The organism is Kordiimonas sp. (genome assembly GCF_048260245.1).
Lineage (GTDB): Bacteria > Pseudomonadota > Alphaproteobacteria > Sphingomonadales > Kordiimonadaceae > Kordiimonas.
The window spans coordinates 106,268-124,787 of the sequence record NZ_JBLXGZ010000002.1 but is presented as its reverse complement, the minus strand read 5'-3'; the positions used below and the strand labels follow the sequence as shown (position 1 = coordinate 124,787).

Below are 18,520 nucleotides of genomic sequence, written 5' to 3'. Positions count from 1 at the left end.
TGCTCGCCTTACCGTGCCGCTTTGGCGAGACGCAAAAGCGCGCGCGCACAGATGGTGTCTGCCGGGTTACCGGTGGTTTTGCACGCAAGTTCAGCTTCGATGAGGATATCAAGCGCGGTTTCTACCTTACGGGCAGACCAGCGGCTGACCTCCCCCATGAATTTGTCACGTTCACCGAAAAAAACCGGCGGGCGCAATTTACCCACTGCTTCCCCCGCGCTCATGCCCTGATCCATAAAGCCGCGCGCCAGATGAATACGCATCATGCGGTTCTGCAACGTGCGCAAAATGGCGATGGCGCTTTCGCCAGATGTCCAGGCGCGTTCAAGGAACCGTTCAAGCTGCTTGAGGTTGCCTGCGGTTACCGCTTCAGCGATCTGATTGAGGCCAAGCGCCGCCGTATCGCCCACGCACGCCTTGGCGTCCTCAATGGTAACCTGTCCACCAGCCGAACCCTTATAAAGCACCAGCTTATCCAGTTCACTGCGCGACACCATGCGGTCACCGCCCAGATTATCAACGAGATAAGCCACCGCGTCCTGTGTCGCTGACAGCCCGGCATTCCCAAGTACGGTTTGCACAAGACCCATGATGTCCTGCGCGCTGTCTTCATAACACGCGATGGCGATGGCGTTTTTGGCACCTTCCAACAGTTTCCTGAGGCTTGATGTCGGCTTGAGATCCCCGGCGGTGATCACAAGAAGGCCGTCACCCGCATCGCTATCGAGCACAAGTTTGACCGCCTCGGTGGCCTCATTGCCCACGCTTTCGAGGCGCACCAACCGCCTGCCCCCCATCATCGAGAGCGCGGCAACTTCATCAAGCAAGATACTCGGGCTTTCCTTGATATCGCTACTGCCGGGCCGGGCGACCTGAAACGGGTCGGAAAGGTCTTCACAGACCTGTTTGCCGATTTTCTCGGCACGTTCGCGCACCAGCCCGTCATCACGGCCAAAAACCAGCACGGCCCGCATCTTCGGGTCCAGCGCCTTCAGTATGGCCGGTATATCGCGGGGTTTGGCTTTCACGGTGCCGGCTCTACCTTGGTAAAATGCAGCGCCAGTCGCCGGTGAATGCGTTCGGCAAGTTCAAGCACCAGCCTGCGCGCGCTATCTTCCCGGCGGGAAAGAATGGCATAATCCGACAGCACGAGGTCATAAGATGTGGTTGCGCGCATATCTTCCTCAAACACCAGCGTTTCGCCGTTCAGGTTGATAAGCTGCACCTTGGCAAAAACCGTTAGCTGTTCCTGTGTCGCTGCCGCATCAGGACGAATGCCGTAGCCTTCGCTTTCCTGCGCCAGAGTGATAACAAGCCGGTATTGCGGCGTGCCGCCCGAGTTCAGCCGGTCCAGAAGCCGATTGCGCATCTGCTGGCCAAGGCGGTCAGCGATGGGGGCAACTTCCACCCCTGCCAGATGCTGCTGCATCGCCGCCGAGGAGCCGCCAGCTTCATAAAGCGGGCGAAAACCACAGGCGCCAAGCAGCAGAACAAAACCGATAGCCAGCAGCTTTTTCATTAGCCTACCACGATGTTGACGATACGGCCCGGCACCACAATCACCTTGCGGATCGTGCCCTCATCGGTGAACTTTTTAACACTGTCGGATGCCAAGGCGATTTTCTCAACCTCTTCTTTGGCCAAGTCCTTCGCGACCTCAATGGTATCACGGACCTTGCCGTTCACCTGCACCGCCATCTTGACCGTGTCATCCACGGTCAGCGCCTTGATGGCTTTCGGCCACGGCGTATTGGCAACCAGTTCCTTGTGGCCCAGCTTTTTCCAAAGCTCTTCCGCGAGGTGCGGCATCATCGGGCCGACCAGCAGCACAAGCGTTTCAAGTGCTTCCCTGAGCACCTCAGGCGCACCGTCGCCGGTGCATTTGCCGCCTGCGGCGTTGGCAAATTCATAAAGCCGCGCGACAGCTTTGTTGAAATGCAGGTTTTCGATATCCGCCGTCACGCCCTCAATGGTTTTATGCGTCGCTTTGCGCAAGGCTTCCGCCGTTTTGGACAAGGCCTCGGGCGGTGCCGCGCCAAATGCACCAATGGGTGCTGGCGGGTTGTTCACAAGGCGGAACACGCGCTGGGCAAAGCGCCACGCGCCCTCAATCCCGGCTTCGGTCCACAACAGGTCACGCTCCGGTGGGCTATCCGAAAGCACAAACCAGCGCGCGGTATCGGCACCGTATTGGTCGATGATATCATCGGGATCGACAACGTTTTTCTTTGACTTTGACATCTTCTCAATGCGGCCCTCGGATACCTCAAGGCCATTATCGGTCCGGTAGAGGGAGCCATCATCGCGCGGGCGCACAACGTCGGGGAAAACCCATTCGTCGTTGCTATCCTTATAGGTGGCGTGGGTAACCATGCCCTGGGTGAACAGGCCTTCAAACGGCTCGTCCACATTGGTGCGGCCCACATGTTTGAGCGCACGGGTAAAGAAGCGTGCATACAGCAGGTGCAAAATCGCGTGCTCAACCCCGCCGATATATTGTTTCACCGGCAGCCAGTCGTTCACCACGTCGCTGTCGAACGGGGCGTCCTCATCCGGCGTACAGAAACGCATGAAATACCATGACGAATCGACAAAGGTGTCCATGGTATCGGTTTCGCGCACTGCCTTCTTGCCGCAGCTTGGGCATTTGGTGTGCTTCCATGTCGGGTGATGCTCAAGCGGGTTGCCCGGCTTGTCGAAAGAAACATCCTCCGGCAGCTTGACCGGTAACTCCTCGCTCGGCACCGGTACCACACCGCAATCCCCGCAGTGCACAAACGGGATAGGCGTGCCCCAGTAACGCTGGCGGGACACACCCCAGTCACGCAGGCGGTAATTGACCGTGCGTTCGCCCCAGCCCTCGGCCTCGGCCTTGTCAATGAGCGCGGCTTTGGCGTCCACGGCGTCCATGCCGTCAAGGAAGCGGCTGTTGATCATCTTGCCGGGGCCCGTGTAGGCCTCATCGCCAATCTTGTAGCTTGCGGCGTCTTCGCCGTCCGGCAGTACCACCGGGATCACCGGCAGGTCGTATTTGCGGGCAAAATCAAGGTCGCGCTGGTCTCCGGCCGGGCAGGCGAAAATCGCGCCCGTGCCGTAATCCATCAGCACAAAGTTGGCCACATAAACCGGCAGAAGCCAATCCTTGTCCAGTGGATGGCGCACATGAAGCCCGGTATTGAAGCCTTTTTTCTCCGCCTTCTCGATCGCTTCTTCGGTGGTGCCGGTTTTGCGGCACTCTTCGGCGAAGGATTTCAGCTCGGCGTTATCTTCCGCCAGCTTGGCTGCAAGTGGGTGGTCTGGCGCAATGGCGCAGAAACTGGCACCAAAAAGTGTATCAGGCCGGGTGGTGTAAACCGGCAGGTCTTCGCCTGTCTCGGCAATTTTAAAACTAAACTTCAACCCTTCGGAACGGCCAATCCAGTTTTCCTGCATCAGGCGCACTTTGTCCGGCCAGCGTTCAAGCGTCTTCAGGCCACCGAGGAGGTCTTCGGCAAAATCGGTGATTTTGAGGAACCATTGGCTCAGCTTGCGGCGTTCAACGGTGGCGCCCGAGCGCCAGCCCTTGCCGTCGATAACCTGCTCGTTGGCGAGCACGGTATTGTCCACAGGGTCCCAGTTCACCCAGCTTTCCTTGCGGTACACAAGGCCCGCGTTGAAAAAGTCGATGAAGATCTGCTGTTCCTTGCCGTAATACTCAGCGTCGCAAGTGGCGAACTCACGGTCCCAGTCAATGGCAAAACCAACCTGCTTCAGCTGGTCCCGCATGTTGGCGATATTGTCGTATGTCCAGTCGGCCGGGTGCACCTTGCGTTCCATCGCCGCATTTTCAGCCGGCATACCAAACGCGTCCCAGCCCATGGGGTGCAGGACCTCAAAGCCATTCGCCCGGCGGAAACGGGCCACGACGTCCCCGAGCGTATAGTTGCGCACATGGCCCATATGGATGCGGCCAGAAGGGTACGGGAACATCTCAAGCACATAATATTTTGGCTTGTCCGACTTGCTGTCGGTCTTGAACGTGTTGGCTTCACGCCAGATTTTCTGCCATTTGGCTTCGGTTGCCTTTGCGTTGTAGCGCGACATGTTTTTATCTCGGTTGGGCTCGCCGGTCAGGGTCGGCATGGGGTAACTGAAACAGCCGGACAACCGCCCGGCATGAAGTGAATACTAAAAGGGTTATCCGGCATGCGAGGCCCGGAAAGACCCCGCCGTCATACAAAAAAACCCAAGCTTAGCCTTCGGTGCCAATGCGAAGCTGACGCGCGCGGGACAGAATGGCTTCCTCGATTTGAAGCGTCGTCGCCGCCTGTACGGGCACGGTAAGCCAGGAACTGCCGGTCTCGCGTTCCTGACGCACAACCGACACGCGGATCGCGTCCGAGCGCAAGTCTTGCGACACAAATTGAATGGTAACCTTCACACGCTCGTTCGGCGCGTCGGCGGTTGAATGCCAGTCGGTCGTAATAACGCCGCCCGCGGGTTCCACCCGGTCGAACGGCATGAAGGACAATGTGTCAAGCGTGGCCTGCCACAAATAACCGTTTACGCCAATGGCTGTGGTGCGCGGAGCAAGCCGCCCACCCTTCTCATCACCACCACCAAACAATCCGGAACAGGCACCAAGCGAGAACGCCAACGTTAGCGCCATCATGGTCCGGGCAAATTTTTGCATGCTACACCCCGTAGATTCGTTATTATCGTCTCACGGGTGTTACACCTCAAATGTGTAACAACCATGGCTTAATGCGGGTTATAGCGACCATAAAAGGCGCTGACCAGACAGAAAGTGGATCAAATAGTGGCAACTAGGACACAGAGCGCCCTATTTTTGCCAGACCATCTTGCATAGATGGGGGTAGATTCAATACCATATGCACCAAGTTATGAGAGCGAGTCTCACCAAGGTCATGAAGACTGTTTTGAAATATAGCATTGCCGCAACCCTGATTTGCGGCGCCTCGACGGTCTCCTCCGCCGAGGATAAAGCTCGTTTTGAAGCAACCGGCTTTATGCAAAGCCTTGATCTTTTTATTGCCGAGCAGGTTTCAAAACTGCGCAGCAATGAACAAAAAGACAAAACTGAGAAGATCAAAGATATTGAGCTCAGTCTCAGGGATACCTCCGGTGCAGCCGATAGCGGCTTCCTCTACCTGCGAGATCGCAGCGCAACAAACAGCCTGCCGGGGTCGATGATCATTCCCGGTGATCTTGGCGACCGGCCTGACTTTTCTTCGCTTCTCGCGCCCGACGGCACAGTGCGCGGCTCCTATGGTCAGGACATTCTCGACACCTCGTCTCGCATGGGAATCAGCCTGCCAACCAGCAGCAACCCCTATGCGCCGGGCATCGAGGTTTCGCTTGAGAGCAACTACCGCCTGTCAATGCAGGGCATTCCAGCGCTTGCGGGCTTCGGCTCTAGCGATACGGCGGAACGCAATTATAATATCGGGCTGACCGTTGGGTATTCCGGCTTCAATGTCGACGCATCGATGATGCGGCAGGAAAGCCTGTTCGACCGCGATATATCAGGCTACGGCGTTGGCTTCTCCTACCAGGCATCAAGCTGGATGGCCCGGCTTTCCCTGAGCGAATACAAAGAAGGCGCGGACCTATACGGTATTGAGAACGAAGCACGCAATATCATCTCCGTGGAGCTTGGCGCCAGTTACCGGCTGACCAACAGCCTCGGCCTGCAGGGTGGCGTACGTTACTATGACTATGGCAGCCGGATCATGCTGCACCCCGAAGCGGGCGAAAAATCGCAGATGGTTTTCCTTGGTGGCCGCCTTAAATTCTAGCTGAACCTCTCAGCACCTGACCTTCCAAGTATCTGATTATTCAGTTAAAAACCCGTCTATCGCCGCCACAGCCGCCAGCTTGAATGGCCGCAGTTTTTTCGCTGTATGCACGTTCACACCGCCAAGTGCAGCCACCGGCAGCGCTGTGCAGGAAGTGAGCAGCCTGAAGCGGTGCGGCCCAAGCGCAGGCGCGCCCACATGGCTGCGTGTGCTAAACACCGGGGAAACAAGGGCAAAATCGACACCGAGTCGCGCCGCACGCACAAGAGCCGCCCGGCTGTGGCACGCGGCGGTAACCAGCCTGAATCCACCAAGAACCTGTCGGCGCGACAGCATGTACTCAGGCAGATGCACCCCGTCGGCACCCACCTTTCGCGCCAGCGCCACATCGCCCGCAACCAGCAGAAACTGGCGGTTTTTCCGCGTCAACGCCCGAAGGTGCCGCGCGTAGGCTTCACGGTCCGGGTGGTCATAATCCCGGCAAATGACAAGGCTGCCTGCGGGCAAGCTCTCTATTACCGCATCGGGCTTGCACACCCGTGCAATATCTGTGCAGAAAATAAGCCGCTCTACCCCCGCCGCTTTTGCAAGCGCGTGCGCGGGGAACTGCCGGTTTTTTTTTTGCGCAAGCTTGACCATGCTCGCTTCCTATCACATAGGGTGCATAAGAAAAATATGAACGTGACGCGCACAAGGAAGGTCCACGCCATGATGCCCGACATCAAAGCCAATATCGACGCCGTCCGCCATGAGATCAGCCGCATGTGCAAACATGTGGACACGCGGGAGAACCAGCCGAAGCTGATTGCGGTTTCCAAGGTGCAACCGCTTGAGCGCGTGCGCGCCGCCCTTGAGGCTGGTCACCGCGTCTTTGGCGAAAACCGGGTGCAGGAAGCCAGCGAACGCTGGGGCGCCCTCAGGCCCGAGTACCCGGATATTGAGCTGCACCTGATCGGTGGCCTGCAAACCAACAAGGCAGCGGATGCCGTAACGCTGTTTGATGTCATCCAGTCGGTCGACCGCATCAAGCTGGCAAAAGCGCTTGCACGCGAGATGGAAAAACAGGGCAAACAGCTGCCGGTCTATATTCAGGTCAATACCGGCCGCGAGGAACAGAAGGGCGGTTGCATGGTTGAGGACCTGCCCGCGCTTCTGGATGAATGCCAGAACCTTGGTCTTGAGGTGGTGGGGCTGATGTGTATCCCGCCGGCGGGCGAAGACCCCACCCTGCACTTCGCGTTGCTGAAAAAACTGCAAAAACGCCACGGCCTCAAGCGGCTTTCGATGGGCATGAGCGGGGATTACGCCCTCGCCGCCGCCATGGGTGCGACAGACATCCGCGTCGGTACCGCCATCTTCGGCGCGCGGGATTACCGCTAGAAGCGGAAATTCAACTGAGGTAGTCTAAAGCCCCTTGAAACAGTTACTACCAAAACATCACCGACATAAAGTACAGGGCCGCGCGACGGCTAGTATAGCGGCAGAAAAACACTCCTTAGGTACATTTTGGCGGTTCTATCTCGCACGCCAAAAAGGCGCACAAACTCGAAATCTAAAGCTTTTAGCTAAAATTATTGTGGGTTAAATTCAAACCTTTGGCTTTGATGCCGAGAAATTCGACGCGATCGCCTCCTCTGTTGAGAACCTGACAAGCTTAGCCGATCTTGAGGGTATCCTCCGGCCCGGCAAGGCGCAGGAAACGGGTAAGGGCGGGGAGCGTGAGCGCGACGCAGCCTTCCGTAGGAGTGAGGCCGTCGCGCGCCACATGAATGAAAATGGCGCTGCCAAGCCCCGGCACCACCGGGTTGTCATTGTGGCCAATGATCACCACCAAGTCATAAACATCGTCGTCGCGCCACATCTTCTCGTGGCTCGGCCCGAAGGGCAGGCGCACAAGGCGGTTATAGTGCGGGCTTTCCGCGTCGTCGCACCAGCCGTATTCAAGGCGCAAAATCTCGCACGGCAAGGCCGTCAGTGGCTGCTCAACCTTGTCAGGACGGAAATAGACCCGCCTCAGGGCATAGCTGCCCATGGGGCTGGCGCCATCCCCCTCACGTTTGCTGTCCGCCGGGACCATGCCGCCGCGGCCAAGCGCACAGGGCGCATCAAACATCGGGCCAGTGAGCCGCCCACGACGACCGTCATCTGCGTCCGCGCTGACTGTCCAGACCGCCATGGCTTAGAGCAGGTGCCCGGTGCGGGCCTTTTTGGTGGCGAGGTAATGCTCATTATGCGGGTTGGTGGGGAATTTGTGCGCCACACGTTCAGCCACCGTGATGCCGAAGCGCTCCAACCCCGTAACCTTGTCGGGGTTGTTGGTCATCAGGCGCACCGCATCAAAACCCAGCGCCTTCAGCATTTCGGCTGCGGGCGCAAACACACGTTCGTCCACGTCAAACCCGAGGCGGGTGTTGGCGTCCACCGTGTCATAGCCCTGGTCCTGCAGCGCATAGGCCTTAAGCTTGGAGATAAGCCCGATGCCCCGGCCTTCCTGCGCAAGGTAGAGCAGCACACCGCCACCCGCATCGCCAATGGCCTTGATAGCCCCCCGAAGTTGCTCACCACAGTCGCACTTGAGCGAGCCCAGGAGGTCACCGGTGAAACATTCACTGTGGATCCGCATCAGCACCGGTGCGTGCCGGTGCGGCTCACCAATGACAATGGCGATATGCTCAATCCCGCCCACCAGCGGCCGGAAGGAGACGAGGCGGGTATTCTCCGCGCCCGCCAGCGGCACCCGGGCCGAGGCCACCTGCCGGAGCTTCGCGGCTTGCGTATAGTCTGCGTCCAGCACCGCCGGCGCAGGCACGCTCAGGAAACCATGGTCTGCCGCGAAGGACGCAGGTACCTCCGCCGCGATCACCGCAGGCAACAGCCGCGCCCATTTCACCAGCTTGACCGCCGCGCGGTCCACCGCGTCAGGCGCATGGTTCAAGCGTTTGAACGGGCCCTTGAGCGGGGTGGCGAGGTCAAGCGTGGGGTCAGCCAGCGCCACGATATCCTCAGCCTTCATCCACGCGGGGCGCGCGATGCGCACCACCGGCCAGTCTTCGCCCGGCACCTTCAGGCTGGCGGCGCGGTTGTTGGTAAGCAGGATAAAGGAAGTGTCCGTTAGCATGTCAAAACGCGCAAGCGACGGCGTGTTCGCCAATTCGGCCGGGATAAGCGCCAGCGCCCGGCCATCATCCCCACGTGCGGCCCCACCAGCCATCACCACAGCCATATAGCCGCGGCGCAGGTCGTCTGCGGCGCGCTCAAGCGTCAGGAGGTCCTTGTCCAAATCAGTCATGCACCCTCATATAGGGGAAAATACCGTAATGTCAGCAGCGGAATTGCACTTGGCTGCATAAGTCCAACACAGGCCGATCAATCAAATGTGAGCGTCTGTGATGGCAGGATCGCTTTCCACTTCTTATATAGGGCGGGGTAAAGCATACTAGAAAAATAATTTTCTAAGCGACCGGAGGAATAAAATGGCTGTGCGGAAACTGCTGCTTGTTGATGATGACGTGGACCTGCGCGAAGGACTGGCCGACCAGCTGGCGCTGTGTGACGAATTTTCCACGACCGAGCAGGGCAATGCCGCCGACACGCTCGCCTTCCTCAAGGATAATCAGGTCGATATGATCATCCTTGATGTGGGCCTGCCCGACATGGACGGGCGCGAGCTGTGCAAACGCATCCGCAAGCAGGGCATTTCCGTCCCCATTATCATGCTGACCGGCAATGTGTCGGACGCTGATACGGTCCTGGGTCTGGACGCGGGCGCCAATGACTATGTCACCAAACCGTTCAGCTTTACCGTACTGCTGGCGCGCATCCGCGCCCATTTCCGCCAGTATGAGCAAAGCGAAGACGCCACATTTGACATTGGCCCCTATCAGTTCCGGCCTTCCGGCAAGATCCTCGAAGAAAAGGAAAACGGCAAGAAGGTGAGGCTGACGGAAAAGGAAACCGCCATCCTCAAATACCTCTACCGCGCTGGCGGCAAACCGGTGGGGCGCGAGGAATTGCTGACAGAGGTATGGGGCTATAATTCAGGGGTGACCACCCACACACTGGAGACCCATGTGTATCGCCTCAGGCAGAAGATCGAGCCACAACCCAACATGGCACGCATCCTGATCACCGAACCGGGCGGCTATAGCCTGCAGGGGCTGGGGGTATAATCCCCGCATCGTCATTCGCCGGCAGGTGATGAAGCGAGTAAGGACTAGCCCAGCTCGAACGAGGTGATGCCGAATATCTTGTGGTTGGCGATACCCGGCATGCCCTTCTGGTACATGCGCGCGGTGGCGAAGACTTTTTCCATGCCGTAGCGGGTGGCAAGCTGAACCGCCGCCGGGTTATTCTCCGGCGTGTCGAGGATGATGAGCGCGCCTTTGATGTCCGCCTGCAGGGCATCAAACAGCGCCCCCGCAACCTCCGCATCATCTGCGAACAGCGGGCCAACCTTGTAGCCCTCGAAGCACTTGCGGCGCACCGCGTAACCCTTCACCACGCCGTCTTCCACATAAGCGACTGAACGCGCTTCCTGTTGGCCAAGCCATGCGTTCAGGAAACTGTCGCGGTGGGCGGGGAAACACTGGCGGTCATAGGCGCGAATGGTGTCGAGGCTCGCGGCACCAAGGTCCACGACTTCAGGCGCTAATGCAGATACTGCCTTGGCTTCACCGTGGAAGCGGCAGTTCTCATAGAAGGCTTCATAACCGATGCGCTCATAGATTTTGACATTCTCGAGCACACCGTCGATGCCCACGTTGCGGTTGCCGCAATAGGCAAGGCGCGCCTTTGTAAGCTCAAGGCCATAGCCTTTGCCGCGGTGTTCAGGGCTGACAATATAAAGCCCGCAGAAAGCGTAGGTGTCGTCATAACAGACCGCGCTGCCGGTGGCGATGGTCTCACCCCCGAGCACGCCTTTGAAAAAGCCCGTCTGGTCAGCAGCAAAGAAACAGGATGCATCCTCAAGGCCCGGGTTCCAGCCCTCGCGCGCCGCCCATTCTATAGCGGTTGCCACATCATCACCCGTCATTGCCTCAATGCGGTAGTCGTCCGTCATGTTCCGCGCGCCCTTGTTCTAAAACCTGAAGTCCACCAGCACCGGCGCGTGGTCGCTCGGTTTCTCCCAGCCCCGCGCGCCGCGCAGCACTTCCATATGCACGGGCGTTTCTTTCAGGCTTGGGCTGACCCACACATGGTCAAGCCTGCGGCCCTTGTCAGCGGCGGACCAGTCCCGCGCCCGGTAGGACCACCAGCTGTAGAGCTTTTCCGGCAACGGGGTAAATTCGCGCATCACATCGACCCAGCCGTGGGCCTCAATCATCTTGAGCATCCCGTCGGTCTCGATGGGGGTGTGCGAGACAACTTTCAAAAGCTTCTTGTGGTCCCACACATCGTCCTCATGGGGGGCGACATTGAGGTCTCCCACCACAATGCTGGGTTCCTGCAGCTCTTGCGACCAGGCCGTCATTTCTTCCATAAACTGCAGTTTGTGGGCAAATTTATCATTGATCAGCGGGTCTGGCTCATCCCCGCCTGCCGGCACATAAAAGTTGTGCAGGGTCGGGCCAGCCTTGAGCTTGACAGCAATATGCCGTGCGTCACCTTTGGCGCACCAGTCGATATGGAAGCTGTCGTCAAACTCTGCCTTGGCCGCAGTGGCGACACCGTGGTGGCCCTTCTGCCCGTGAATAGCCAGATGCGGCATGCCGATTTCTTCAAAAAAACCACGCGGGAACATGTCAGTATGCACCTTGATTTCCTGCAGACACAGGACATCCGGTTTATATTCCTCAACAAGCTGGCGCACGATATCAAGCCGCGCGCGGACCGAATTGATGTTCCATGTGATAATGCGCATGCTGCCGCCCCTCGCCTGTTTTGGTTTTTGTCAGAATATCAGGAAACTATTGCCGATAACACCGATAGGCCAGCGGCCTTTTTCAAAAAGCTGGAAGCGCAGCACAAACGGGTGGTCTTCCTCAGCCGCCGTAATGGCAGCAAGCGCGGCCTGATAGGTGGCCTGCACCGCCGCGCCAGAGACCGCGCGGACAAATTCTTCGTCAAAAATACGCAGTTCCTGCGCCGCTTCCGTGGCTGCGTGTTCAATGGCTTCGTTTGTTGCCTGCGCAACATGGGTCATGACCATCTCAAGTGTCTGTTCGTCGAGCACATCAAGCGCATCGTCCGTCAGCGCGGCGCGCAACTGTTCTTCCGCTTCCCAGGCCGGACTGTTGATCTCGGTGTTCTCGGCGGCATCCGCCGCTTCTTCCCAGTCCGCAAGGAAGCCGGGTTCGGCTTCGGGGAAACCAAGTGCGGCCGCATAGGCGCGGGCGATATCCACCGTGCGGCGGTCCGGGTCTTCACCCAGCGTCCTGAACCAGTGCACATTGCGGGCTAACTCAAGGAAAGGCGCCACGGCCTTCAGCCCCGGCGATTCTTCAAACAGCTCGGAAATGTCGTTGTCGTCGATGTCCATATGCCGTTATCCGCTTGTTTTGCTATTGTGAAACACAGGCAAAAGGCCTAGCCCGCCAAGGGACACAGCGCAAGCGGAAAGCTGACGATCAGGCGGGTTTATAAAGCTGATACGCGCTAGCGCGGGCGTCGGCGTTTCGACAGCCCGCGCGGGTCATCAAATTCCCACAGCTTATCATTGAGCGCTAAATTCACCTGCTGATCCGACAGTTCCACGTAAGTGATACGGTCCTCAGCGTCGACCACGGCCCAGGAATTGAGCACAAGGCCGCCCTTGGTCTCATCCTTCTGACGGAAATAAAGCGTAATCACCCCCAGTTCGGGGCGGTCGTTATCCTGCGCGCTCAACGCAATGACGCCTGTGGCACCTGCGGGGTCAAGTTCGATATGCGCGCCAAGGGCCGCTAGGTCGACCGAGTTGCCAAGCAGCGCCCGGAGTGGCGTGTCCTTGACCGGCCATTTGGTGACCTGGCCAATTTCATAGTCGACAAAATTGAGCGTCTTGCCGTCGGCCACCACCAGAAAAGGTGTGTCGTCGCTATAGTCAAACCGTATATAACCGGGGCGTTCTAAATAAAGCGTACCCTCAGCCACAAGGCCGTTTGGCGATTGCTGGCGAAACTTCGCCTTCAGGCTGGTGACAGCTTTCATATAGTCCTGAATTTGGCCAAGGGCGCGCAGGTTATTGTTGCCGGGCAGCACCTTCTCCTCGAGCGGAGGCAGCGCGTCATCGCTTTCCTGCGCAAGCGCAGGCGCACTAAAGGCCAGCAGTACTGAAAACATCATGCGAAACCGCATTGAACTATCCTTCGCTTGAGGGTTCATGCCCTCACTTTAAATTTTTCTGTGCGCCAGAACTCACCCGCGCGCCTGAAGCCCGATGCCGCGCTAGAACTCTTCCTCTCGCTCAGGCACCAGCACTTCGCGCTGGCCCTTGTGGTTCGGCGCGCTGATCACGCCCTGATCTTCCATTTCCTCAATCAGCGATGCGGCCTTGTTGTAGCCGATCTTGAGGCGGCGCTGGATATAGCTTGTCGAGGCGCGCCGGTCGCGCAGCACGATATTGACCGCCTGATCATAAAGGCTGTTATCATCACTACCACCGCCAGATGGACCGGGGATGAACGGGCTGTCAAAACCCTCTTCAGGTTCTTCGGTCACTTCCGAGAGATATTCGGGCGCGCCCTGTTTCTGCAGGTGGGTGACCACCTTCTCCACCTCGGTATCGGACACAAAGGCACCGTGCACGCGGGTGATGCGTCCGCCGCCCGCCATAAACAGCATGTCGCCCATGCCCAGAAGCTGCTCAGCGCCCTGTTCACCCAAAATGGTGCGGCTGTCGATCTTGCTGGTAACCTGAAAGCTGATGCGTGTGGGGAAATTGGCCTTGATCGTGCCGGTGATCACATCCACACTCGGGCGCTGGGTTGCCATCACAAGGTGAATGCCCGCTGCCCGCGCCATCTGCGCCAGCCGCTGCACCGTGGCTTCCACATCCTTGCCTGCCACCAGCATCAGGTCGGCCATCTCATCAATCACGATGACGATGAACGGCAGCGGCTGGAAGTCAAATTCCTGCTGTTCCATCACTGGCTGGCCGGTTTCCTTATCGAAGCCGGTTTGCACCTCACGCGACAGGCGTTCGCCGTTCGCGCGCGCTTCATGGATGCGCTTGTTGAAGGCCGCGAGGTTGCGCACCCCCAGCTTGGACATATTGCGGTAGCGCTCTTCCATCTCGCGCACGGCCCACTTCAGCGCAACCACAGCCTTCTTCGGTTCGGTCACCACGGGTGTCAGCAGGTGGGGGATACCGTCATACACCGACAGTTCCAGCATCTTGGGGTCCACCATAATCAGCCTGAGCGTATCAGGGCTGTGCCGGTACAGCAGCGACAGGATCATGGTATTGATGCCAACCGACTTACCGGAGCCTGTCGTACCTGCCACCAGCAAGTGCGGCATGGACGCAAGGTCAGCCACCACAGGCGCGCCGCCAATGTCCTTACCCAGCACCACCGGCAGGCGGGCCTTGGTGCCTTCATAATCCTTGCTGGCCAGAAGTTCGCGCAAGAAAACGGTTTGCCGGTCGCTGTTCGGTAGCTCGATCCCGATGGCGTTACGCCCCGGTACCACGGCAACACGGGCGGAGATCGCGCTCATGGACCGGGCGATGTCATCGGCAAGGCCGATCACCCGCGCCGATTTGGTGCCGCGTGCCGGCTCAAGTTCGTAAAGCGTGACCACGGGGCCGGGACGCACATCATTGATGTCCCCCTGCACACCAAAGTCGTCCAGCACACCTTCCAGCATACGGGCGTTTTGTTCGAGCGATTCCTCGCTGATGCGGCCCAGCTTCTCCGGCGGTGGTGGCGGGGCCAGAAGCTCAAGCGCAGGCAGACCAAAGCTACCCGCGTCACCAAAATCAAGCACGGTTTGCGCTTCCTTGGTCTCGCGCTTGCCGCGGGCCGGTTTGGCTTGCGGTTTCACCCGTTTCTCAGGCACCGGTTTTTTGGGTTTGGACCTAGCCTTGCGGGGCGCCATGGGCTCGCGGGCGCTGTCGACTTCAAAAGGAGGTTCATCATCATCGGCATAATCATCGCGCGCATCTGAGCGGCGGAAAATCGCTGCTGCTGTGGCGCGAACACCGGCGCCGATCTTGCGCAACAGCCACATGACCCCCACGGTAAAATTCATCACAGCCCATAGGATGCTGCGGCCGATGCGCTGCCATTCCTCCCGCGTGAACGCGAGTGTGAAGGCATAGGCCGGAATACCAAGCAGCGCAAAGACAAGACCGTAAACCCAAGCCGGAATGACAAAACCCGCAAACAGTTCAACCAGCAAAAGATAAAGCCGTTGACCAAGTGCGCCGCCATAACCGGCCTGCACCACGAAATCTGGCGCGGGGGCTACCACGCTCAGCGCGATAGCGATCAGGATCAGACTGACTGGCACAAAGGTGAGGTTCAGCCAGAAATGGGGCAACCATTTGAGGCTGAGGAGTTTGATACCCCAGATGGCGATAGGCAGCGGCAGCAAATAACTGGCCAGCGCCAGCGTCTGCATCAACACATCGGCGACATTGGCGCCGTATGCACCCAACCAGTTGGTAGCAGCGCGCGCGGCCTCATTGTTGATGGTGGGATCGGCCGGGTTATAGGAGAGGAGCGACAACACAATGCTGAGCGCGAAGCCGATCAGCAAAAGGCCCATGAAACGCCAGCCGGTGCTTTTGAGAAAGACAACAAAAGCCGGCGGCAACAAGGGTGCCGAAGCTTTTGCGGTTTTTGCCGGTTTTGCCCCCGTGGCCGTTTGCCTGCGTGACGACACTGATCTAATGCTCCCTCGGGCTTTACCCAAACGCCCGGCACACCCCAAACAAAAAGAGAGCGGCCAGGGCAATGTTCTTGTCCTGTTCGCTGCACTCTACTGCGGGACAAGGGTCTAGGACAAGAGCGGCGATTTCATGGCAGCGTTTTTAGGTGTTCCCCGCTGCGCTTTTTGCCCTTATGCGGCATCACGCCCCTTTACTTTTCACCCCTCACACGCCTACATGAGGACATGAAGCAGGCATGTAGGAGACAGGCATATGGCAAGCAAGAAGGCGCAAGCTGATATCACCTGCGATGTGGCTATTGTTGGCGGCGGCCTTGCCGGGCTTACGGCGGCCATCGGTCTTGCGGACAATGGCTTCAACGTTGCCGTGGTCGACATGGCGCCTGCGCGCGACCTGACGGCGGTAAGCTATGATGGCCGGTCAAGCGCGCTTGCCTATGCGTCGTGCCAGCTTTTTGAGGCGCTGGGCATCTGGCGCCACATGCAGCCCCACGCCCAGCCGATCCTTGAAATCCGTGTATCCGACGGCCCATCAATGTTGCATCTGCACTTTGATAACGAGACTTTGGGCGACGGCCCCCTGGGGCACATGGTTGAAAACCGCCACACACGCCTTGCGCTTTTTGCCCGCGTCAAGGAAATGGAAGGTATCGAGCTTTTAATGCCGGAGACGGTTGCCGCGATAGAGCGTAGCGCGGGCGAAGCCACTGTGCGCCTTGAAAGCGGCCGGTCTGTGCATACCAAACTTCTGCTGGGTGTCGATGGTCGCAATTCGGTCGTGCGCGAGCATGCCGACATGGCCGTCAGCCGTATTGACTACAAACAGCACGGCATCGTGTGCTCGGTCAGCCACGAGTTCAGCCACTGCGGCATCGCGCATGAGCGCTTCCTGCCCTCGGGCCCCTTTGCCATCCTGCCGCTTACCGGTAACCGGTCATCACTCGTGTGGACCGAAAAAAGCCACCTGACAGATACCATCATGGGTCTTTCGGACCGCGCGTTTGAAAGTGAAGTTCGGCGGCGTATCGGCGATTTCCTTGGTGAGGTCAAAGTGATCGGCGGTCGCTGGGCTTATCCGCTCAGTTTGCAATATACGCAAGACTATGTCGCAGACCGCCTCGCGCTTGTGGGTGACGCCGCGCACGGCATTCACCCCATATCAGGGCAAGGCCTCAACCTTGGCCTCAAGGATGTCGCCGCGCTTCTTGAGGTGCTGGTAGAGGCCCGCGACGTAGGGCTTGATATTGGCTCAACCGCAGTTCTGGAACGGTACGGCCAGTGGCGCACCACCGATAACGCCAGCGTTTATGCCATCACCGATATCTTTAACCGGCTGTTCTCCAACGATATTGGCCCACTTAAACTGGCGCGCGACCTCGGCATGGCAGCGGTAAATGAGGTGACACCGCTGAAGAATTTTTTCATGAGCCACGCGCGCGGTACGGTGGGTGACCTCCCGAAACTGTTACGCGGCGAAAACCTGCATTCCTGATATGCTGTGCCCATGGCCTATGAGAGCGACCAAACGGCTGAGGTAAACGGGGATGTGGCAGAAGCTGACGCAATGCCCAAGGCCCGTCGCCTGCACTTCAACGCCACGCTTTATGCCCACCGGTCGCTCAAGCGCAAAAATTTCAACCGCATGATTTTGATTTTGGCGGCTTTCTGCCTGTTCGCCGCCATTCGTTTCATTATGGTAGGCGCGTGGCCGGTGGTGATTTTTGTCGCCATCGACCTTATCGCCTTATGGCTGGCGTTTTATTTCAATTACCGCGCGGCGCAACGTTTCGAGACAGTGCAGCTGACTGACCGCGACCTGTTGGTCACCCGCGTTCAGCCAAACGGTCACGCCGAGACATGGCGTTTTGAGCCTTACTGGGTGCAAGTGAAGCTGCGGGAGTTGGGCGAAGACCGCAACGAACTTTCGCTGCGCTCACACGGGGAACAGCTCAGCTTCGGCCACTTCATGCTGCCGGACGAACGGCGGGAGTTCGCCGATGCGCTTGAGATTGCCCTTGCCCGCTGGCGCCACCGTGTTCCGGTCGATGAAAGCGTGTGATCAGCCTGCCTCGCAGTAAACTTGTGCAATGGTACGGCCCGCGCGCAGGCTGTTGCCCTTGCCGTCAAAATCGTCACGGGTCACCCCGCCCCTGAGCGCATGCCCCGCGTCGCCACGGTCAGCATCTCGCAGGAACCCGGCATCCCTGAATACACGCGGGTGCGTGGTATAAACCCGACCCCGGCGCGGCGCACCGGCTACCACCGTGCCCACCACATAGCCTTCGGCGTCAAATACCGGCCCGCCTGATATACCGCCCAATGAACCGCCAAAGGTGGGCCTGCGTTCCCGCTCCACCCAGGCCAAGACCGGCTCACGCATGCGGTAGCGCCCGACCGAGCGCATCTCCGTATCGCCAAGCACGGTGGCGCGCACATCCGCCGCTTTGCCTTGCGGGAAACCCATCATGTAACCATCGTCACCGCGTTTGGGACTTTTGCGCGACAACGAGACATAATCTGGTTTCAGGCTTTCGCTGCGCAGCACGGCAAAATCGCGGCTTGTCGCCGCCACACTGGAGGTCACCGGCTCAAGCTGGCGCGGCCCGCGCACCAGATAAAGCTTGCCGCAGCCGTCCACCACATGACGCGCGGTGATGAAGGTACCCTCAGCGTCGACGGCAAACGCGGTACCCACGCCGCTTTTGACCTCACGGTCAAGTTCCACGGTCACGCCGCGGCTGTCGTTGCCCGGCAGCGGGCTGTCGTCCGGCACCAGCACCGGTGCTTCGGTCACGCGCGGCAGGTTGGGCGCGGGCCTGCGTGGGCTGTCACCCCCTTCCGCCGCATAGCGGAAGATGATGAAAACGATAATCATGAGATAGAGGAATATTTCCCTGCCACGCCGCATG

At 58.8% G+C, this 18,520-nt stretch carries 18 protein-coding genes; 5 read left to right on the top strand and 13 right to left on the bottom strand.

Annotated elements, in window-relative coordinates; all coding sequences use genetic code 11:
- Positions 1-8: 8 nt before the first annotated feature.
- The 4 genes from holA to ACN0VM_RS01960 all read right to left on the bottom strand — a co-directional run bounded on the left by holA (position 9) and on the right by ACN0VM_RS01960 (position 4,672).
- Entirely contained in the window at positions 9-1,028 is a 1,020-nt protein-coding gene (gene holA, locus ACN0VM_RS01975; protein WP_417449150.1) for a DNA polymerase III subunit delta, read from the bottom strand.
- Positions 1,025-1,519 carry an LPS assembly lipoprotein LptE gene (gene lptE / locus ACN0VM_RS01970; RefSeq protein WP_417449149.1) on the bottom strand — a complete coding sequence of 165 codons (495 nt, stop codon included), beginning with the start codon at positions 1,517-1,519 and terminating at the stop codon, positions 1,025-1,027. Before lptE ends, holA begins: the two co-directional genes overlap by 4 nt.
- The gene (gene leuS, locus ACN0VM_RS01965) at positions 1,519-4,083 is read right to left on the bottom strand and encodes a leucine--tRNA ligase (protein WP_417449148.1); all 2,565 of its coding nucleotides are present in this window, start codon (positions 4,081-4,083) and stop codon (positions 1,519-1,521) included. Before leuS ends, lptE begins: the two co-directional genes overlap by 1 nt.
- A gap of 148 nt (positions 4,084-4,231) precedes the next feature.
- Positions 4,232-4,672 carry a DUF3576 domain-containing protein gene (locus tag ACN0VM_RS01960; RefSeq protein ID WP_417449147.1) on the bottom strand — a complete coding sequence of 147 codons (441 nt, stop codon included), beginning with the start codon at positions 4,670-4,672 and terminating at the stop codon, positions 4,232-4,234.
- A gap of 247 nt (positions 4,673-4,919) precedes the next feature.
- On the opposite strand from ACN0VM_RS01960, the gene ACN0VM_RS01955 reads away from it, so the two are divergent.
- Complete coding sequence (locus tag ACN0VM_RS01955) at positions 4,920-5,798, top strand: porin (RefSeq protein ID WP_417449146.1); 879 nt, start codon at positions 4,920-4,922, stop codon at positions 5,796-5,798.
- A 36-nt stretch (positions 5,799-5,834) separates the two neighbouring features.
- On the opposite strand, the gene ACN0VM_RS01950 is transcribed toward ACN0VM_RS01955, so the two are convergent.
- On the bottom strand, positions 5,835-6,437 hold the full coding sequence (locus ACN0VM_RS01950; RefSeq protein WP_417449145.1) for a thiamine phosphate synthase: 603 nt from the start codon (positions 6,435-6,437) through the stop codon (positions 5,835-5,837).
- A gap of 69 nt (positions 6,438-6,506) precedes the next feature.
- Between ACN0VM_RS01950 and ACN0VM_RS01945 the strand changes: the two genes are divergently transcribed.
- Positions 6,507-7,178 carry a YggS family pyridoxal phosphate-dependent enzyme gene (locus ACN0VM_RS01945; RefSeq protein ID WP_417449144.1) on the top strand — a complete coding sequence of 224 codons (672 nt, stop codon included), beginning with the start codon at positions 6,507-6,509 and terminating at the stop codon, positions 7,176-7,178.
- A gap of 274 nt (positions 7,179-7,452) precedes the next feature.
- On the opposite strand, the gene ACN0VM_RS01940 is transcribed toward ACN0VM_RS01945, so the two are convergent.
- Both ACN0VM_RS01940 and ribA read right to left on the bottom strand, forming a co-directional pair.
- A complete protein-coding gene (locus tag ACN0VM_RS01940) occupies positions 7,453-7,974 on the bottom strand; it encodes a L,D-transpeptidase family protein (RefSeq protein WP_417449143.1) in 522 nt (173 codons plus the stop codon).
- A 3-nt stretch (positions 7,975-7,977) separates the two neighbouring features.
- The gene (ribA, locus tag ACN0VM_RS01935; RefSeq protein WP_417449142.1) at positions 7,978-9,087 is read right to left on the bottom strand and encodes a GTP cyclohydrolase II; all 1,110 of its coding nucleotides are present in this window, start codon (positions 9,085-9,087) and stop codon (positions 7,978-7,980) included.
- A gap of 184 nt (positions 9,088-9,271) precedes the next feature.
- On the opposite strand from ribA, the gene ACN0VM_RS01930 reads away from it, so the two are divergent.
- Positions 9,272-9,967: a response regulator transcription factor gene (locus tag ACN0VM_RS01930; RefSeq protein WP_417449141.1), complete on the top strand. Its 696-nt coding sequence runs from the start codon at positions 9,272-9,274 to the stop codon at positions 9,965-9,967.
- A gap of 44 nt (positions 9,968-10,011) precedes the next feature.
- On the opposite strand, the gene ACN0VM_RS01925 is transcribed toward ACN0VM_RS01930, so the two are convergent.
- The 5 genes from ACN0VM_RS01925 to ACN0VM_RS01905 form a co-directional block, all read right to left on the bottom strand.
- Complete coding sequence (locus tag ACN0VM_RS01925; protein WP_417449140.1) at positions 10,012-10,857, bottom strand: GNAT family N-acetyltransferase; 846 nt, start codon at positions 10,855-10,857, stop codon at positions 10,012-10,014.
- Positions 10,858-10,875: 18 nt separating this feature from the next.
- A complete protein-coding gene (gene xth / locus ACN0VM_RS01920) occupies positions 10,876-11,658 on the bottom strand; it encodes an exodeoxyribonuclease III (protein WP_417449139.1) in 783 nt (260 codons plus the stop codon).
- Positions 11,659-11,688: 30 nt separating this feature from the next.
- The gene (locus ACN0VM_RS01915) at positions 11,689-12,276 is read right to left on the bottom strand and encodes a hypothetical protein (RefSeq protein WP_417449138.1); all 588 of its coding nucleotides are present in this window, start codon (positions 12,274-12,276) and stop codon (positions 11,689-11,691) included.
- A 116-nt stretch (positions 12,277-12,392) separates the two neighbouring features.
- Positions 12,393-13,061, bottom strand: coding sequence for a LolA family protein (locus ACN0VM_RS01910; protein ID WP_417449137.1), 669 nt, complete (start codon positions 13,059-13,061; stop codon positions 12,393-12,395).
- A gap of 102 nt (positions 13,062-13,163) precedes the next feature.
- Positions 13,164-15,488 (bottom strand): DNA translocase FtsK, encoded by a 2,325-nt coding sequence (locus tag ACN0VM_RS01905; protein WP_417449251.1) that lies wholly within the window; start codon positions 15,486-15,488, stop codon positions 13,164-13,166.
- A gap of 376 nt (positions 15,489-15,864) precedes the next feature.
- Between ACN0VM_RS01905 and ACN0VM_RS01900 the strand changes: the two genes are divergently transcribed.
- On the top strand, positions 15,865-17,103 hold the full coding sequence (locus ACN0VM_RS01900) for a UbiH/UbiF/VisC/COQ6 family ubiquinone biosynthesis hydroxylase (protein WP_417449136.1): 1,239 nt from the start codon (positions 15,865-15,867) through the stop codon (positions 17,101-17,103).
- A 12-nt stretch (positions 17,104-17,115) separates the two neighbouring features.
- The gene (locus ACN0VM_RS01895) at positions 17,116-17,670 is read left to right on the top strand and encodes a DUF2244 domain-containing protein (protein WP_417449135.1); all 555 of its coding nucleotides are present in this window, start codon (positions 17,116-17,118) and stop codon (positions 17,668-17,670) included.
- Here ACN0VM_RS01895 and ACN0VM_RS01890 read toward each other — a convergent pair whose 3' ends face one another.
- Positions 17,671-18,519, bottom strand: coding sequence for a S1 family peptidase (locus ACN0VM_RS01890; RefSeq protein ID WP_417449134.1), 849 nt, complete (start codon positions 18,517-18,519; stop codon positions 17,671-17,673).
- Between the last annotated feature and the right edge of the window lies 1 nt (position 18,520).

What these genes read in the sequence shown, in the direction of transcription:
- ACN0VM_RS01905 (WP_417449251.1), bottom strand. Translation starts at nt 15,488, where the DNA reads ATGGGCCTTTTGCTGATCGGCTTCGCGCTCAGCATTGTGTTGTCGCTC.
- ACN0VM_RS01945 (WP_417449144.1), top strand. Translation starts at nt 6,507, where the DNA reads ATGATGCCCGACATCAAAGCCAATATCGACGCCGTCCGCCATGAGATC.
- ACN0VM_RS01915 (WP_417449138.1), bottom strand. Translation starts at nt 12,276, where the DNA reads ATGGACATCGACGACAACGACATTTCCGAGCTGTTTGAAGAATCGCCG.
- ACN0VM_RS01925 (WP_417449140.1), bottom strand. Translation starts at nt 10,857, where the DNA reads ATGACGGACGACTACCGCATTGAGGCAATGACGGGTGATGATGTGGCA.
- ACN0VM_RS01900 (WP_417449136.1), top strand. Translation starts at nt 15,865, where the DNA reads ATGGCAAGCAAGAAGGCGCAAGCTGATATCACCTGCGATGTGGCTATT.
- ACN0VM_RS01950 (WP_417449145.1), bottom strand. Translation starts at nt 6,437, where the DNA reads ATGGTCAAGCTTGCGCAAAAAAAAAACCGGCAGTTCCCCGCGCACGCG.
- xth (WP_417449139.1), bottom strand. Translation starts at nt 11,658, where the DNA reads ATGCGCATTATCACATGGAACATCAATTCGGTCCGCGCGCGGCTTGAT.
- ACN0VM_RS01960 (WP_417449147.1), bottom strand. Translation starts at nt 4,672, where the DNA reads ATGCAAAAATTTGCCCGGACCATGATGGCGCTAACGTTGGCGTTCTCG.
- ribA (WP_417449142.1), bottom strand. Translation starts at nt 9,087, where the DNA reads ATGACTGATTTGGACAAGGACCTCCTGACGCTTGAGCGCGCCGCAGAC.
- ACN0VM_RS01890 (WP_417449134.1), bottom strand. Translation starts at nt 18,519, where the DNA reads ATGCGGCGTGGCAGGGAAATATTCCTCTATCTCATGATTATCGTTTTC.
- lptE (WP_417449149.1), bottom strand. Translation starts at nt 1,519, where the DNA reads ATGAAAAAGCTGCTGGCTATCGGTTTTGTTCTGCTGCTTGGCGCCTGT.
- ACN0VM_RS01940 (WP_417449143.1), bottom strand. Translation starts at nt 7,974, where the DNA reads ATGGCGGTCTGGACAGTCAGCGCGGACGCAGATGACGGTCGTCGTGGG.
- leuS (WP_417449148.1), bottom strand. Translation starts at nt 4,083, where the DNA reads ATGTCGCGCTACAACGCAAAGGCAACCGAAGCCAAATGGCAGAAAATC.
- ACN0VM_RS01910 (WP_417449137.1), bottom strand. Translation starts at nt 13,061, where the DNA reads ATGATGTTTTCAGTACTGCTGGCCTTTAGTGCGCCTGCGCTTGCGCAG.
- ACN0VM_RS01930 (WP_417449141.1), top strand. Translation starts at nt 9,272, where the DNA reads ATGGCTGTGCGGAAACTGCTGCTTGTTGATGATGACGTGGACCTGCGC.
- ACN0VM_RS01895 (WP_417449135.1), top strand. Translation starts at nt 17,116, where the DNA reads ATGGCCTATGAGAGCGACCAAACGGCTGAGGTAAACGGGGATGTGGCA.